Consider the following 14,598-nt stretch of genomic DNA (forward strand, 5'->3'; position numbering starts at 1 on the left):
CTCCGGGCGGGCGCGGGGCAGAAGGGGCTCCAGCTTGTACGCCGATGCGGAGACACGCCCGAAAAGACCAACGATCGGTACCCGAAAGTGGATACCGATCGTCGGGAGGAGAGCGCGGGCTACACGGTGCCGTGCGTGGCGCGCACCTTCAACGCGCGTCGGAGGTCGTCGAGTTGGTCGGTCAGTTTGCGGCGCAGGGCCGGGATGGGGTCGGCGTCGCGCAGGCAGGTCTCGCCGAGGGTGAGGGAGTCGGGGTCGACGGCGTGGGCGGGGAAGGCCCAGTGGCCGGCGGCGTCGGCGATGGCGGGGCCGCGGCGGGCGGCGACGGCGACGGCGTCCTCGTAGTAGCGGGGGACGTACGCGCGGACCAGGTCGGCCTGTTCGGGCTGCCAGAAGCCCTGGGCGGTGGCGGTGAAGAGGTAGTTGGAGAGGTCGTCGGTGGCGAACATGGCGGCCCAGGCCTTCGCCTTGGCGTCCTCGTCGGGGAGGGCGGCGCGGCAGCGGGCGGCGCCCTCGCGGCCGGTGGCGGAGGGGTCGCGCTCGAACTCGGCGGCGATGGCGCTCTCGTCGGTGGCGCCGAGGACGGCGAGCCGGGCGAGGACGCGCCAGCGCAGGTCGGGGTCGAGTTCGGGGCCGCCGGGGACGGTGCCGTCGGCGAGCCAGGCGGCGATGGTGTCGGGCTGGGCGGCGACGTTGATGAAGTGGCGTACGGCGATCAGGCGCAGGCCGGGGTGGTCGCCGTCCTCGGTGCGGCGGATCAGGTCGCGGCACAGGGCGGACAGGGTGGTGAGGGCGGCGGGGCGGTCCTCTGGGGTGAGGTAGCGGCCGGCGACCTGGGCGGTGGCGAAGGCGAGGACGCCCTGGACGAGGGCGAGGTCGGTCTCGTGCGGGAGGTGGGCGCGGGCGGCGTCGAGGTAGGCGCCGGGGGCGAGTTCGCCGTCGCGGACGGCGTCGCGCAGGGCGTTCCAGACGACGGCGCGGGTGAGCGGGTCGGGTAGTCCGCACAGGTGGGCGGTGACGCCCTGGAAGGAGTGGGCGTCGAAGCGGATCTTGGCGTAGGTGAGGTCGCCGTCGTTGAGGAGGAGCAGGGTGGGGCGCTTGCCGAGGGGGACGGGTGCGCTCTGCGGGATGTCGAGTTCGAGGGGGGCGCGGCGGGTGAGGCGGCCTTCGTCGCCGGGGAGGTCGAGGTCGTAGAGGCCGACGGCGATGCGGTGGGGGCGGCTGCCGGTGCGGTCGACGGTGAGGTGGTGCTCGCCGTTGGCGCCGGTGACGACGGGGGTGAGGGTGTCGACGCCGGTGGTGCGCAGCCAGGCGTCGGCCCAGGCGTGGACGTCGCGGTCGGTGCCGGCGGCGAGGGAGTCGATGAAGTCGGCGAGGGTGGCGTTGGCGAACCGGTGGCGGGCGAAGTGGGTGTTGATGCCGGCCAGGAAGTCCTTCTCGCCGAGCCAGGCGACCAGTTGGCGCAGGGCGGAGGCGCCCTTGGCGTAGGAGATGCCGTCGAAGTTGAGGAGGGCGGAGGCGGTGTCGGGGACGTCCTCGGGGGCGACGGGGTGGGTGGAGGGGCGCTGGTCGGCGTCGTAGCCCCAGGCCTTGCGGACGACGCCGAAGTCGGTCCAGGTGTCGGTGAAGCGGGTCGCCTCGGTGAGGGTCTGGTAGCCCATGTACTCGGCGAAGGACTCGTTGAGCCAGATGTCGTCCCACCAGCGCAGGGTGACGAGGTCGCCGAACCACATGTGGGCCATCTCGTGGGCGATGACCATGGCGCGGGTCTGGCGTTCGGTGTCGGTGACGGCGGAGCGGTAGACGAACTCGTCGCGGAAGGTGACGAGTCCGGGGTTCTCCATGGCGCCGGCGTTGAACTCGGGGACGAAGGCCTGGTCGTAGGAGTCGAAGGGGTAGGGCTCCTCGAACTTCTCGTGGTAGCGGTCGAAGCAGGCGCGGGTGATGTCGAGGAGGTCGTCGGCGTCAGCGTCGAGGTAGGGGGCGAGGGAGCGCCGGCAGTGGAGGCCGAAGGGCAGGCCGCGGTGTTCGGTGCGCACGGAGTGCCAGGGGCCGGCGGCGACGGCGACGAGGTAGGTGGAGATGAGGGGGGTGGTGGCGGCGCGCCACTGTCCGTCGCCGAGGTGTTCGGTGACGCCGTTGGCGAGGACGGTCCAGGCTTCGGGGGCCTTGACGGTCAGGTCGAAGACGGCTTTGAGGTCGGGCTGGTCGAAGGCGGCGAAGACGCGCTGGACGTCGTCCATGAAGAGTTGGGTGTAGAGGTAGGTCTCACCGTCGCTGGGGTCGGTGAAGCGGTGCATGCCCTCGCCGGTGCGGGAGTAGCGCATGCGGGCGTCGACGTGGAGTTCGTGCTCCCCGGCGGCGAGGTCCTTCAGGGCGATCCGGTTGCCGTCGAGGCTGTCGGGGTCGATCGGCTGTCCGTCGAGCGTGACCGTGTGCAGGTCGGCGGGCTTGATCTCGACGAAGGTGTCCCCATCGGTGCGTGCGGTGAACCTGATGGCGGTGCGGGAGCCGAAGGTCTCGTCGCCGGTGGTCAGGTCGAGCTCGATGGTGTAGCGGTGGACGTCGAGGAGCCGGGCACGGCTTAGCGCTTCGTCGCGCGTCAGTACGGACATGCACGACATGCTGCCTGATACCGCAGGCCGGGCACAGGGGCGGATCGTTACGCGCCCAATGTCCCTTCTCGCGCCGGAGGCGCCGGGCATCGCTCGTGGTGGGGGGCACCGCCCGGCCGGATCGCGCCGCCGGTGGGCGGGTGGGTGCGGGTCAGCGGGACGACGGGGTCGCGGCGTCCTCGGCGATGCGCTCGTGGTGGCGGATCACCTCGGCGATGATGAAGTTGAGGAACTTCTCCGCGAACGCGGGGTCGAGTTTGGCGTTCTCGGCGAGGGTGCGCAGTCGCTCGATCTGGCGGGCCTCGCGGGTGGGGTCGGCGGCGGGCAGCCGGTGGCGGGCCTTGAGGTGGCCGACCTGCTGGGTGGCCTTGAAGCGCTCGGCGAGCATGTGGACGACGGCCGCGTCGATGTTGTCGATGCTGTCGCGCAGCCGGTCGAGTTCGGCGCGGACGGCGGGGTCGACGTCTCCGGTGCCGGTTCCGGGGGTGTTGCGGGTGGTCATGGGCGATCACCCTAGTGCGTCGCCTTCGGCGGCCCGTCACCGGCGGCGCCCTCGCGCCGTCACCTCGCGCGGCGGGGTCCTCGTACAGTGGAGTCGGGTGCAGACGTCTTGGGGGTGCGGGCGTGGCCAACGGCGGACCGGTCGAGCACGGCTTTCCGCATCTGGAGACGGTGCGGGATGCTGTCACGGCGCTGTACCGGCGGTTGTCGTACGACACGATCCACCAGTTCGCGGCGAGTGTGCCGCCGGTCGACGTGGCGTTCTGCGACACCGACGATCTGCATCTGGGGGCGCAGCGGGTGGCGCGGGAGCTGGTGCGGCACTACCGGCTGCCGGACGCGCGGATGATCGTGGCGTTCCGGGAGATGGAGCACGCGGCGCATGTGGAGCTGGCGGCGGGTCCGGAGTACTTCGTCGAGCTGAACGACCGTTTCCGGACACACCGGCGGGACATCGGGGCGGCGCTGGCGCACGAGATCATGCATGTGTATCTGCACCGGCTGGACCTGTCGTTCCCGGGGACGCGGGACAACGAGATCCTCACGGACACGGCGACGACGTATCTGGGTGCGGGCTGGCTGCTGCTGGACGCGTACCGGGAGGACGCGGCCTCCTCGCAGAAGCTGGGGTATCTGACGCCGGAGGAGTTCGGGTACGTGCTGGCGAAGCGGTCGCTGGTGTTCGGGGAGGATCCGTCGGTGTGGTTCACCAGTGCGCAGGCGTACTCGGCGTATGTGCGGGGGCGTGAGCGGGCTCTGCACGACGGGCGGCAGCCGCCGCTGACGGCGGCGGGGTGGGCGGGGCGGCGCCGGTACGCCCGGGACCGGCGGCATGCGCAGGGCCATGGGCAGGGTGGGGACCACCGGTCGGCGGCGGCCTCGGAGCCGTCGTACGCGTTCGCGCCGGACCCGCGGGGGCCGTTGCGGGTGACGTTTCCCTGCCCGACCTGCCACCAGCGGATCAGGGTGCCGGTGAAGGGGCGGGTCCGGGCGCGGTGCGGGCTGTGCCGGACGGTGCTGGAGTGCGACACGTAGGGCGGTGTACGGGGCGGCGTACGGGGACCGGCGGGCGCAGTCCGCCGTGCGCAGACGGGTGTGCGCAGACCGGCGTACAGCGCGGTCAGGCGCCGGAGATCGCTGTGCGCGGCAGCGCCGTGCACAGCGCCGCGCACAGGACGAACCCGCCGGTCACCCAGGGCATCGCCGTCCCCAGTGCCTCGGTGAGTCCTTGGTCGGCGTGGCCGAAGAACACGGTGCCGAGGGTGGCCGCGCCGAGGGCGCCGCCGAACTGCTGGGCGGTGGAGAAGATCCCGGAGGCGCCGCCGGCGAGGTCGGCGGGTACGGCGGACAGGACGACGTTGACGAGGGGCACCACGAGGAAGCCGAGGCCGGCGCCGGCGACGGCCAGGCCGGGGGCGAGCGGCCAGGCGCCGGTGTGGACGGCGGCGGCGCCGTCGACCGCGGCCCACACCCAGCCGAAGCCGCCGGCCATGAGCAGCGCTCCGGCGGCCAGGACGAGCCGTCCGTGGCGCACGGCGAGGGTGTCGGCGGCCGGGGCGGTGAGGAAGCCGCCGACGGAGAAGGCGACGGTGAGCAGGCCGGCCTGCAGGGGGGTGTAGCCCTGGCCGGACTGCAGCCAGACGGCGAAGACGAGGAAGAAGCCCTGCATGCCGACGGAGAAGAGGAGCTGGACCAGGACGCCGACGGAGAACGCGGGGAGCCGGAAGGCGCGGGCGGGGAGGAGGGGGACGGTGGTGGTGGGGTGGCGTCGGGCCTGGAGGACGCCGAGGCCGGTGACGGTGAGCACGCCGGCGGCCAGGCAGAGCCAGCCCCACAGCGGCCAGCCGTTCTCGCGGCCCTGGACGAGGGGCAGCACGATCGCGACGAGGCCGGCGGCGAGGGCGAGGCTGCCGAGGGTGTCGGGGCGGCCCGCGGAGCGTTCCCGGGTGGCGGGGACGAGGAGGGCTCCGGCGACGAGGGTGATCAGGGCGACGGGCACGTTCACCAGGAACACCGACCGCCAGCCCCAGCCGAACAGGTCGGCGTCGGTGAGGACTCCGCCGAGCAGCAGTCCGACGGCGGAGGCGAAGCCGGCGACGGCGCCGTACATCCCGAAGGCGGCGCCGCGTTCGCGGCCCTGGAAGAGGGTGCGGAAGGAGCCGATGACCTGGGGGATCAGGACGGCGGCGAGGACGCCCTGGACGGCTCGGGCGGCGATCAGCTGGCCGGGGGTCCGGGCGATGCCGCAGGCGAGGCTCGCCAGTCCGAAGCCTGCGGTGCCGAGGAGGAAGAGGGTGCGGCGGCCGTAGCGGTCGCCGAGGTGGCCGGAGACGATCAGGGCGGCGGCGAAGCCGAGGAGGTAGGCGGAGACCGTCCACTGGAGCGCGTCCGGGGAGGCGTGCAGGTCGTCCGCGATGGAGGGGATCGCGACGTTGACGATGGTGGTGTCGACGAGGTCCATCAGGGCGGCGACCGTCATGACGACGGCGGCGGCCCAGCGGTGCGGGTGCGGTGGCGGCGCGAGGGTCGGCGGGGTGGTGAGGGGGGCGGTCATGGGAGCCTCCGGATCTCGTCCGGATCCCGTGCGGATCTCGGGATCTCGTGCGGATTTATTTCGTTCGACCTAACGAAAGACTTGCACCGGGAGGCCTGCCCGCGCAAGTCGTTAGTTCGTCCGAACGAAATATTTGTTATCCTGGCCCCCATGACCGACGAACGGCGGGCCGCCGCCCTGGAACGGCTGATGACCGTGGGCCGGCAGCACAGCATGGTCACGGTGATGTTCCACTCGGCGATCGCGGCGAAGCAGGGGCTGAACGCCACGGAGGAGAAGACCCTCGACGTGCTGCAGCGCCGGGGCCCGCTCACCGCGAAGGACCTGGCCGAGCACACCGGTCTGGCCCCGGCCTCCGTCACCGGCATGCTCGACCGGCTGGAGGCCAAGGGGTTCGTCCGCCGGGTCAGGCACCCCACGGACAAGCGGCGCGTGCTCGTCGAGCTCGACGAGGCCAAGCTCGCCGAGCTCGCGGGGTTCTTCGAGGAGTGGGCCCGCGACATCGTCCGGGCGTGCGAGGAGTTCGACGCGCAGGAGCTGGAGACGGTGAACCGGTTCCTGGAGGTCATGACCGAGGCCCAGAGCCGGGCGACGGCCCGGCTCACCGGCTGACGCGCTACGCCCCGTACACGGCGCCGGGCGGTTCGGCCGTCGCCAGCAGCTTCTGTACGGCCTCCCCCGCCTCCGCCGGGCTCCAGCGCGCGCCCTTGTCGGCGGTCGGGCCCGGCCGCCAGCCCTCCATCACGGTGATCCGGCCGGCCTCCGCCTCGAAGACCCGGCCGGTGACCCCCGCGCTCGCGGCGGAGCCCAGCCAGACGACGAGCGGCGAGACGTTCTCCGGGGCCATGGCGTCGAAGCCGGACTCGGGAGCCGCCATGGTCTCGGCGAAGGTCCGTTCCGTCATCCGGGTGCGGGCGGCGGGGGCGATCGCGTTGACCTGGACTCCGTAGCGGGCGAGTTCGGCGGCGGCGACCAGGGTCAGGCCGACGATCCCGGCCTTCGCGGCGCTGTAGTTGCCCTGCCCGACCGAGCCCAGCAGCCCGGCCCCGCTGCCGGTGTTGACGATGCGGGCGACGGGTGTGCGCCCCGCCTTGGCCTCGGCGCGCCAGTGCGCGGCGGCGTGCTTCAGCGGCAGGAAGTGGCCCTTGAGGTGGACGCGCAGGACGGCGTCGAAGTCGTCCTCGTCCAGGTTGACCAGCATCCGGTCGCGCAGGAAGCCCGCGTTGTTGACGAGGGTGTCGAGCCGGCCGTACGTCTCCAGGGCGATGGCGACCAGGGAGGCGGCGCCCTCGGGCGTGGCGATGTCGCCGCCGTGGGCGACGGCCTCGCCGCCGGCCGCGCGGATCTCCGCCACGACCTGTCCGGCCGGGCTGCCGGGGTCCGGCGCGCCGTCCAGGCCGACGCCCAGATCGTTGACGACGACCCGCGCGCCCTCCGCCGCGAACGCGCGCGCGTGCGCCCGCCCGAGCCCGCGTCCCGCGCCGGTGACGACGACCACCCGTCCGTCGCAGAGTGCTGTCATCTCACGCCTCCTCGCTGTCCTTGTCGGCTGTCGCGGCGTCCTTGTCGGCTGTCGCGGCGTCCTTGTCGGCTGTCGCGGCGCCCTTGTCGGCTGTCGCGGCGCCCTTGTCGACTGTCGCGGCGTCCTTGTTGGCTGTCGCGGCGTCCTTGTTGGCTGTCGCGGCGTCGAGGAACGCGGGCCGCTCCCCTCCCCCGTGCACGAGCAGACTCGCCCCGCTGATGTACGCGGCCGCGTCGGAGGCGAGGAAGACGGCCGCCGCGCCCACGTCGGCGGGCTGTGCGAGCCGGCCGAGCGGGATCGTGCGGGAGACGCCCTCGACGCCCTCGGGGCCGCCGTAGTGCAGGTGCGCCAGCTCGGTGTGGACCATGCCGACGACCAGGGTGTTGACCCGCACCTGCGGCGCCCACTCGACGGCCATCGAGCGGGCGAGGTGCTCCAGACCGGCCTTGGCCGCGCCGTAGGCCGCCGAGCCGGGCGAGGGACGGCTGCCGCTGACACTGCCGATCATCACCACCGCGCCGCGGGCCCGCCGCAGGTGCTCGTGGGCGGCGAGGGAGACGGTCAGCGGGGCGAGCAGATTGAGCTCGATCACGCGCGCGTGGCGCTCGGCCGGAGCGTCGGCGAGTCGGCGGTACGGCGCGCCGCCCGCGTTGTTGACCAGCACGTCGCACCGGGGCAGCCCGGCGAAGAACTCCCGTACGGCGTCCGCGTCCCGCACGTCCAGGGCCGTGAACTCGGTCCTGGGCAGCGGGACTTCCGGGGGCCGGCGGGCGACGACGACCACCTCGGCGCCCGCGCGCGCGAAGGAGCGCGCGATGCCGGCGCCCACGCCCCGGGTGCCGCCCGTGACGACGGCGACCTTCCCGTCAAGCTCCATTCGCTGCTACCTTTCTACCTAACAAACGTTTGGTGGAAAGGTAGCTGATGCTTCCATGGGTGTCTCCACCTCGTCCCCGGAAAAGGGGATTTCACTGGTCACGGTCGACGTCCCGCCGGTCAACGCGCTGCCGGTGAGCGGCTGGTTCGCGCTGGCCGACGCGGTGCGCGCGGCCGGCCGGGACCCGGGGACCCGGTGCGTGGTGCTGGCCGCCGAGGGGCGGGGGTTCAACGCGGGCGTGGACATCAAGGAGCTCCAGAAGCAGGGGCCGGGCGCGCTCGTCGGCGTCAACCGCGGCTGTTTCGAGGCGTTCGCGGCGGTGTACGAGTGCGAGGTCCCGGTGGTCGCGGCGGTGCACGGCTTCTGTCTGGGCGGCGGTGTCGGGCTCGTCGGCAACGCGGATCTGATCGTGGCGAGCGAGGACGCGGTGTTCGGGCTGCCCGAGCTGGACCGGGGCGCGCTCGGCGCGGCGACCCATCTGGCCCGGCTGGTCCCCCAGCATCTGATGCGCGCCCTGTACTTCACCTCGCGCACGGTCACCGCCGCCGAGCTGCACGGACACGGCTCGGTGTGGCGGGTGGTCCGGCGCGAGGAGCTGCGCGCGGCCGCGCTGGAGGTGGCGCGGGAGATCGCCGCCAAGGACGGGGAGCTGCTGCGGCTGGCGAAGGCGGCCCTCAACGGGATCGACCCGGTCGATGTGCGCCGCAGCTATCGATTCGAACAGGGGTTCACCTTCGAGGCGAGTGTCTCGGGGGTGGCCGACCGGGTCCGTGACACGTTCGGAAGGGACGGTGGCTGAGTGGCCGACAAGACGATGACGGCCGAGGAGGCCGTCTCCCGGCTGGAGAGCGGCATGACCCTCGGCATCGGCGGCTGGGGCTCGCGCCGCAAGCCGATGGCCCTGGTGCGGGCCCTGCTGCGGTCCGGGATCACCGATCTGACCGTGGTGTCGTACGGCGGCCCGGACGTCGGCATGCTGGCGGCGGCCGGGCGGATCCGCACCCTGGTCGCCGCCTTCGCCACCCTCGACTCGATCCCGCTCGAACCGCACTACCGCGCGGCCCGGGAGCGCGGTGCGTTCGAGCTGATGGAGATCGACGAGGCGATGTTCATGTGGGGGCTGCGCGCGGCCGCCAACCGGCTGCCGTTCCTGCCGGTGCGGGCGGGGCTCGGCTCGGACGTCATGCGGGTCAACCCCGCCCTGCGGACGGTGACCTCGCCGTACGAGGACGGGGAGACGTTCGTCGCGATGCCCGCCCTGCGCCTGGACGCGGCCCTGGTGCACGTCAACCGGGCCGACCGGCTGGGCAACGGGCAGTATCTGGGCCCGGACCCGTACTTCGACGACCTCTTCTGCGCGGCGGCGGACACGGCGTATCTGTCCTGCGAACGGATCGTCGACACGGCCGAGCTGACGAAGGCGGCGCCGCCGCAGACCCTGCTGATCAAGCGGCATGCGGTGACCGGGGTGGTGGAGGCTCCGGGCGGCGCGCACTTCACGTCCTGCGCCCCCGACTACGGCCGGGACGAGGCGTTCCAGAAGCGGTACGCGACCACTCCGTGGGAGGAGTTCGCGGCGCGGTATCTGGCCGGGGACGAGGCGGCGTACCAGGCGGCGGCCCGGGGGGACTCATGACCACGCGTGCCGAGTACTGCGTGATCGCCTGCGCCGAGGCCTGGCGGGACGGCGGCGAGATCCTGGCGAGCCCGATGGGTCTGGTCCCCTCCGTGGGGGCCCGGCTGGCCCGGCTCACGTTCGCGCCGGACCTGCTGCTCACCGACGGCGAGGCGACGCTGGTCCGCCCGGACGGCACGGCCGAGGGCTGGCTGCCGTACCGGCAGCACCTGGAGCTGGTCACCGGCGGGCGGCGGCACGTGATGATGGGCGCGAGCCAGATCGACCGGTACGGCAACCAGAACATCTCCTGCGTCGGCGACTGGGCGCGGCCGCGGCGCCAGCTGCTCGGGGTGCGCGGGGCGCCGGTCAACACCCTCAACAACCCGACCAGTTACTGGATCCCGAAGCATTCCCGGCGGGTGTTCGTCGAGCGGGTCGACATGGTGTGCGGGGTCGGGTACGACCGGGCGGCCGGCGCCCGTCACCACCGCATCCCGCGGGTCGTCTCCGACCTGGGCGTGTTCGACTTCGCCACGCCCGACCGCGCGATGCGGCTGGCCTCGCTGCATCCGGGGGTGACGGTGGAGCAGGTGCGGGAGGCGACGGGGTTCGCGCTCGTGGTCCCGGACGAGGTGCCGTGCACCCGCGAGCCGACCGCCGCCGAGCTGCGGCTGATCCGTGAGGTGATCGATCCGGGGAACACCCGCGCGCGGGAGGTGCCGGTCTGATGGAGACGGCGCTGACGCGGCTGGTCGGGGTGCGGCATCCGCTCGTGCAGAGCGGGATGGGCTGGGTGGCGGGCCCCCGGCTGGTGTCGGCGGTGGCGGAGGCGGGCGCGCTGGGTGTGCTCGGCTCGGCGACGATGACCGTGGACGGGCTGCGGGAGGCGGTACGGGAGGTCAAGTCCCGTACGGACGCGCCGTTCGGGGTTAATCTGCGGGCGGACGCGGGGGACGCCGGGGACCGGGTGCGGATCGTCGTCGACGAGGGGGTGCGGGTGGCGTCGTTCGCGCTGGCGCCCTCGCGGGAGCTGATCGCCGAGCTGAAGGAGGCCGGGGTCGTCGTGATCCCCTCCGTGGGGGCGCGCCGACACGCCGAGAAGGTCGCGGCGTGGGGTGCGGACGCGGTGGTGGTGCAGGGCGGGGAGGGCGGCGGGCACACCGGCGAGGTGGCGACGACCGTGCTGCTGCCGCAGGTGGTGGACGCGGTGGACATCCCGGTGGTGGCGGCGGGCGGCTTCTTCGACGGCCGGGGCCTGGTCGCGGCGCTGGCCTACGGGGCGGCGGGCGTGGCGATGGGCACGCGCTTCCTGCTGACGTCGGACTCGACGGTGCCGGACCCGGTGAAGGCCCGCTATCTGGCGGCGACGGTCCGGGACGTCACGGTCACCCGCGCGGTGGACGGTCTGCCGCACCGCATGCTCCGCACGGACCTGGTGGACGCCCTGGAGGGCTCGGGGCGCGCGCGCCGTCTGCTGCACGCGGTGCGCCGGGCGGCGGCGTTCCGAAAGCTGTCGGGGCTGTCCTGGCCGGGCATGGTCCGGGACGGCCTCGCCCTGCGCCACGGCAAGGAGCTGTCCTGGAGCCAGGTCCTGCTGGCCGCCAACACCCCGATGCTGCTGCGGTCGGCGATGGTGGACGGCCGCACGGATCTCGGGGTGATGGCCTCGGGGCAGGTCGCCGGGGTGATCGACGACCTGCCGTCGTGCGCGGAGCTGGTGGAACGGATCGTGCGGGAGGCCGAATCGGTGAGGGTACGGCTCACAGCCTCTCGATGATCGTCACATTCGCCTGGCCGCCGCCCTCGCACATCGACACCACCCCCGACGGCCCCCTCGCACCACTCGGCCCCAGGGGGCCTCACAGGCTTCGGGAGCCTGCGCCGGACTCCGTCCGCCGAAGTGGGCGGCCGAGCTGCATCGCCGCCGTCACAGCCTCTCAATGATCGTCACATTCGCCTGACCGCCGCCCTCGCACATCGACACCACCCCCGACGGCCCCCTCGCACCACTCGGCCCCAGGGGGCCTCACAGGCTTCGGGAGCCTGCGCCGGACTCCGTCCGCCGAAGTGGGCGGCCGAGCTGCATCGCCGCCGTCACAGCCTCTCAATGATCGTCACATTCGCCTGACCGCCGCCCTCGCACATCGACACCACCCCCGACGGCCCCCTCGCACCACTCGGCCCCAGGGGGCCTCACGGGCTTCGGGAGCCTGCGCCGGACTCCGTCCGCCGAAGTGGGCGGCCGAGCTGCGTCGCCGCCGTCACAGCCTCTCGATGATCGTCACGTTCGCCTGGCCGCCGCCCTCGCACATCGTCTGGAGGCCGTAGCGGCCGCCGGTGCGTTCCAGTTCGTGGAGGAGGGTCGTCATCAGTTTGGCGCCGGTCGCGCCGAGGGGGTGGCCGAGGGCGATGGCGCCGCCGTTGACGTTGACCTTGTCCGGGTCGGCGCCGGTGTCCTTCAGCCAGGCGAGGACGACGGGGGCGAAGGCCTCGTTGATCTCGACGAGGTCGATGTCGTCGATGGTCAGGCCGGTCTTCTTGAAGGCGTACGCCGTCGCCGGGATGGGCGCGGTCAGCATGCGGATGGGGTCCTCGCCGCGTACGGAGAGGTGGTGCACGCGCGCCCGGGGGGTGAGCCCGTGTTCGCGGACCGCCCGCTCGGAGGCGAGGAGCAGGGCGGCGGCGCCGTCGGAGACCTGGGAGGAGCAGGCGGCGGTGACGGTCCCGCCGCCGATGACGGGCTTCAGGGCGGCCATCTTCTCCAGGGTGGTGTCGCGGCGCGGCCCCTCGTCGGCCGTCACGTCGCCGTGGGCGACGGTCTCCCGCGCGAAGCGGCCCTCGTCGATCGCCCGGACCGCCCGCTGATGGGAGCGCAGCGCGAACTCCTCCTGGTCGAGGCGGCTGATGCCCCATTTCGCGGCGATCATCTCGGCGCCGGCGAACTGGTTGACGGGCCGGTCGCCGTAGCGGGCGCGCCAGCCCTCGCTGCCCGCGAAGGGGCCCTGGGTGAAACCGAGCGGCTCGGCGGCCTGGCGGGTGGCGAAGGCGATGGGGATCTGCGACATGTTCTGCACGCCGCCCGCGACGACCAGGTCCTGGGTGCCGGAGAGCACGGCCTGCGCGGCGAAGTGGACGGCCTGCTGGGAGGAGCCGCACTGGCGGTCCACGGTCACGCCGGGCACCTCCTCGGGCAGCCCCGCGGCGAGCCAGCAGGTGCGGGCGATGTCCCCGGCCTGCGGGCCGACGGCGTCCAGGCAGCCGAACACGACGTCCTCCACGGCCGCCGGGTCGACGGCGGCGCGGGCGACCAGTTCCTTCAGCACGTGCGCGCCCAGATCGGCCGGGTGGACCGCGCTCAGTCCTCCCCCGCGCCGCCCGACGGGCGTACGGACCGCTTCGACGATGTAGGCCTCGGCCATGGCAACTCCCCAGTGGGTTACGTGCGTACGGCGATCCCGTCCAGCACCATCGACAGGTACTGCCGGGCGATCTCCTCCGGGCTGTGCTGTCCGCCGGGCCGGTACCAGGACGCGGCGACCCAGACGGTGTCGCGGACGAACCGATAGGTGAGGCGGACGTCGAGGTCGGCGCGGAAGACCTGGAGCCCGACCCCGCGTTCCAGCGTGGCCAGCCACGCCTTCTCGAATCTGCGCTGGGACTCGGCGAGGAACGCGAACCGTTCCTGCGCGACCAGCTGCCTGCTCTCCTTCTGGTAGATCGCGACGGCGGCGCGGTGCCGGTCGATCTCCCGGAACGACTCGGTGACCAGGGCCTCGAGGGTCTCGCGCGGGCCGAGACCGGCGTCGAGGACGGTGTCGTAGCCCTTCCACAGCTCGTCGAGGAAGGTGCGCAGGATCTCCTCCAGCATCGATTCCTTGGAGTCGAAGTGGTAGTAGAGGCTGCCGGCGAGCATGCCCGCGTGGTCGGCGATCTTACGGACGGTGGTGGCGTTGTAGCCCTGCTCGGCGAAGACCTCGGCGGCGGTGTCGAGGAGTTCGCCGCGGCGGTCGCGGGCGGCGGCGGCCGCGGGCGGCTCGGCGGCGGTCACCTGGGGCTTCTTCTTGGTCGGCACGGGCCCATTGTCGTCCTACGCGTGCTGGCTGCTGACGGAGACGGTCTCGCCCGTCAGGTACGAGGAGTAGCCGGACGCGAGGAACACGATCACGTTGGCGATCTCCCAGGGTTCGGCGTACCGGCCGAAGGCCTCGCGCGCGGTGAGTTCCTCCAGTACTTCGGGGGTCGTGACCTTCGCCAGGTGCGGGTGCAGGGCGAGGCTCGGTGCGACGGCGTTGACGCGGACGCCGTAGGCGGCGGCCTCGATCGCCGCGCAGCGGGTCAGGGCCATCACGCCGGCCTTGGCGGCGGCGTAGTGGGCCTGGCCGGCCTGGGCGCGCCAGCCGAGGACGGAGGCGTTGTTGACGATCACGCCCCGGCCGTTCCCGCGCATCAGGCGGAGCGCCGCCCGGGTGCAGCGGAAGGTGCCGTTCAGCGTGACGTCCAGGACGCGGGTCCACTGGTCGTCGGTCATGTCGACGAGGGGTGCGGTGCCGCCCAGTCCGGCGTTGTTGACGACGACGTCGAGCCGTCCGTGCGTGTCCACGGCCGCCTGGAACAGGGCCCGGACCTGGCTGTCGTCGGTGACGTCACAGGGGGTCGCGGCGACGGAGGCCGCGCCGAACTCGGCGGCGAGTGCGGCCTCGTACTCCTTCAGGCGCCGGGTGTGGGCGTCGCTGATCAGGACGCGTGCGCCCTCCTCGAGGAAGCGCCGGGCGGTGGCGCCGCCGATGCCCGCGCCGGCCGCCGCGGTGATGACGGCGGTGCGGCCCGTGAGCAGTCCGTGGCCGGGTACGTACGCCGGAGTCTCGACGTCTGTCATACCGCCACGCTAACCTACCAAACACTTGTTAGAAA

At 73.0% G+C, this 14,598-nt stretch carries 14 protein-coding genes; 6 read left to right on the forward strand and 8 right to left on the reverse strand.

The genetic code is table 11. The annotated features are described in order from the left end of the window. Positions 1-119: 119 nt before the first annotated feature. Positions 120-2,615 (reverse strand): aminopeptidase N, encoded by a 2,496-nt coding sequence (pepN, locus tag ABZ464_RS00475; protein WP_359268736.1) that lies wholly within the window; start codon positions 2,613-2,615, stop codon positions 120-122. Positions 2,616-2,766: 151 nt separating this feature from the next. Then, entirely contained in the window at positions 2,767-3,117 is a 351-nt protein-coding gene (locus ABZ464_RS00480) for a chorismate mutase (protein WP_359268739.1), read from the reverse strand. A 122-nt stretch (positions 3,118-3,239) separates the two neighbouring features. On the opposite strand from ABZ464_RS00480, the gene ABZ464_RS00485 reads away from it, so the two are divergent. Further along, the gene (locus ABZ464_RS00485) at positions 3,240-4,151 is read left to right on the forward strand and encodes a hypothetical protein (RefSeq protein WP_359268742.1); all 912 of its coding nucleotides are present in this window, start codon (positions 3,240-3,242) and stop codon (positions 4,149-4,151) included. 85 nt (positions 4,152-4,236) lie between these two features. Here ABZ464_RS00485 and ABZ464_RS00490 read toward each other — a convergent pair whose 3' ends face one another. Beyond that, positions 4,237-5,670 (reverse strand): MFS transporter, encoded by a 1,434-nt coding sequence (locus tag ABZ464_RS00490; protein WP_359268745.1) that lies wholly within the window; start codon positions 5,668-5,670, stop codon positions 4,237-4,239. 150 nt (positions 5,671-5,820) lie between these two features. Here ABZ464_RS00490 and ABZ464_RS00495 point away from each other — a divergent pair, with 150 nt between their 5' ends. Beyond that, positions 5,821-6,282, forward strand: coding sequence for a MarR family transcriptional regulator (locus ABZ464_RS00495; protein WP_359268748.1), 462 nt, complete (start codon positions 5,821-5,823; stop codon positions 6,280-6,282). Between the two features lie 4 nt (positions 6,283-6,286). Here the strand turns inward: ABZ464_RS00495 and ABZ464_RS00500 are convergent, their stop codons facing one another. After that, complete coding sequence (locus tag ABZ464_RS00500; RefSeq protein WP_359268751.1) at positions 6,287-7,192, reverse strand: SDR family oxidoreductase; 906 nt, start codon at positions 7,190-7,192, stop codon at positions 6,287-6,289. Between the two features lies 1 nt (position 7,193). Next, positions 7,194-8,069 carry an SDR family oxidoreductase gene (locus tag ABZ464_RS00505; RefSeq protein ID WP_359268754.1) on the reverse strand — a complete coding sequence of 292 codons (876 nt, stop codon included), beginning with the start codon at positions 8,067-8,069 and terminating at the stop codon, positions 7,194-7,196. 55 nt (positions 8,070-8,124) lie between these two features. On the opposite strand from ABZ464_RS00505, the gene ABZ464_RS00510 reads away from it, so the two are divergent. Genes ABZ464_RS00510 through ABZ464_RS00525 form a run of 4 tightly spaced genes read left to right on the forward strand, consistent with a single transcriptional unit; the run spans position 8,125 to position 11,464 of the window. After that, positions 8,125-8,868, forward strand: coding sequence for an enoyl-CoA hydratase family protein (locus ABZ464_RS00510; protein WP_359268756.1), 744 nt, complete (start codon positions 8,125-8,127; stop codon positions 8,866-8,868). Beyond that, the gene (locus ABZ464_RS00515; RefSeq protein ID WP_359268759.1) at positions 8,869-9,705 is read left to right on the forward strand and encodes a CoA-transferase; all 837 of its coding nucleotides are present in this window, start codon (positions 8,869-8,871) and stop codon (positions 9,703-9,705) included. Next, complete coding sequence (locus ABZ464_RS00520) at positions 9,702-10,415, forward strand: CoA-transferase (RefSeq protein ID WP_359268761.1); 714 nt, start codon at positions 9,702-9,704, stop codon at positions 10,413-10,415. The genes ABZ464_RS00515 and ABZ464_RS00520 overlap by 4 nt, the downstream gene beginning before the upstream one ends. Further along, positions 10,415-11,464, forward strand: a complete 1,050-nt coding sequence (locus ABZ464_RS00525) for a nitronate monooxygenase (protein ID WP_359268764.1) — start codon at positions 10,415-10,417, stop codon at positions 11,462-11,464. The genes ABZ464_RS00520 and ABZ464_RS00525 overlap by 1 nt, the downstream gene beginning before the upstream one ends. A gap of 484 nt (positions 11,465-11,948) precedes the next feature. Here ABZ464_RS00525 and ABZ464_RS00530 read toward each other — a convergent pair whose 3' ends face one another. From ABZ464_RS00530 to ABZ464_RS00540, 3 genes are read right to left on the reverse strand one after another with little or no spacing between them, the layout of a single operon-like run. Continuing rightward, positions 11,949-13,106 (reverse strand): acetyl-CoA C-acetyltransferase, encoded by a 1,158-nt coding sequence (locus ABZ464_RS00530; protein WP_359268768.1) that lies wholly within the window; start codon positions 13,104-13,106, stop codon positions 11,949-11,951. Positions 13,107-13,123: 17 nt separating this feature from the next. Next, the gene (locus tag ABZ464_RS00535; protein ID WP_359268771.1) at positions 13,124-13,759 is read right to left on the reverse strand and encodes a TetR/AcrR family transcriptional regulator; all 636 of its coding nucleotides are present in this window, start codon (positions 13,757-13,759) and stop codon (positions 13,124-13,126) included. Between the two features lie 15 nt (positions 13,760-13,774). After that, positions 13,775-14,563, reverse strand: coding sequence for an SDR family oxidoreductase (locus ABZ464_RS00540; RefSeq protein WP_359268774.1), 789 nt, complete (start codon positions 14,561-14,563; stop codon positions 13,775-13,777). Positions 14,564-14,598: the final 35 nt, after the last annotated feature.

The organism is Streptomyces sp. NPDC005820 (assembly GCF_040630255.1).
GTDB lineage: Bacteria > Actinomycetota > Actinomycetes > Streptomycetales > Streptomycetaceae > Streptomyces.

Bases quoted from the DNA above. Each gene is read 5' to 3' on its own strand.
- ABZ464_RS00525 (WP_359268764.1), top strand. From the start codon at position 10,415: ATGGAGACGGCGCTGACGCGGCTGGTCGGGGTGCGGCATCCGCTCGTG.
- ABZ464_RS00520 (WP_359268761.1), top strand. From the start codon at position 9,702: ATGACCACGCGTGCCGAGTACTGCGTGATCGCCTGCGCCGAGGCCTGG.
- ABZ464_RS00480 (WP_359268739.1), bottom strand. From the start codon at position 3,117: ATGACCACCCGCAACACCCCCGGAACCGGCACCGGAGACGTCGACCCC.
- ABZ464_RS00510 (WP_359268756.1), top strand. From the start codon at position 8,125: ATGGGTGTCTCCACCTCGTCCCCGGAAAAGGGGATTTCACTGGTCACG.
- ABZ464_RS00490 (WP_359268745.1), bottom strand. From the start codon at position 5,670: ATGACCGCCCCCCTCACCACCCCGCCGACCCTCGCGCCGCCACCGCAC.
- ABZ464_RS00505 (WP_359268754.1), bottom strand. From the start codon at position 8,069: ATGGAGCTTGACGGGAAGGTCGCCGTCGTCACGGGCGGCACCCGGGGC.
- ABZ464_RS00495 (WP_359268748.1), top strand. From the start codon at position 5,821: ATGACCGACGAACGGCGGGCCGCCGCCCTGGAACGGCTGATGACCGTG.
- ABZ464_RS00530 (WP_359268768.1), bottom strand. From the start codon at position 13,106: ATGGCCGAGGCCTACATCGTCGAAGCGGTCCGTACGCCCGTCGGGCGG.
- ABZ464_RS00540 (WP_359268774.1), bottom strand. From the start codon at position 14,563: ATGACAGACGTCGAGACTCCGGCGTACGTACCCGGCCACGGACTGCTC.
- pepN (WP_359268736.1), bottom strand. From the start codon at position 2,615: ATGTCCGTACTGACGCGCGACGAAGCGCTAAGCCGTGCCCGGCTCCTC.
- ABZ464_RS00500 (WP_359268751.1), bottom strand. From the start codon at position 7,192: ATGACAGCACTCTGCGACGGACGGGTGGTCGTCGTCACCGGCGCGGGA.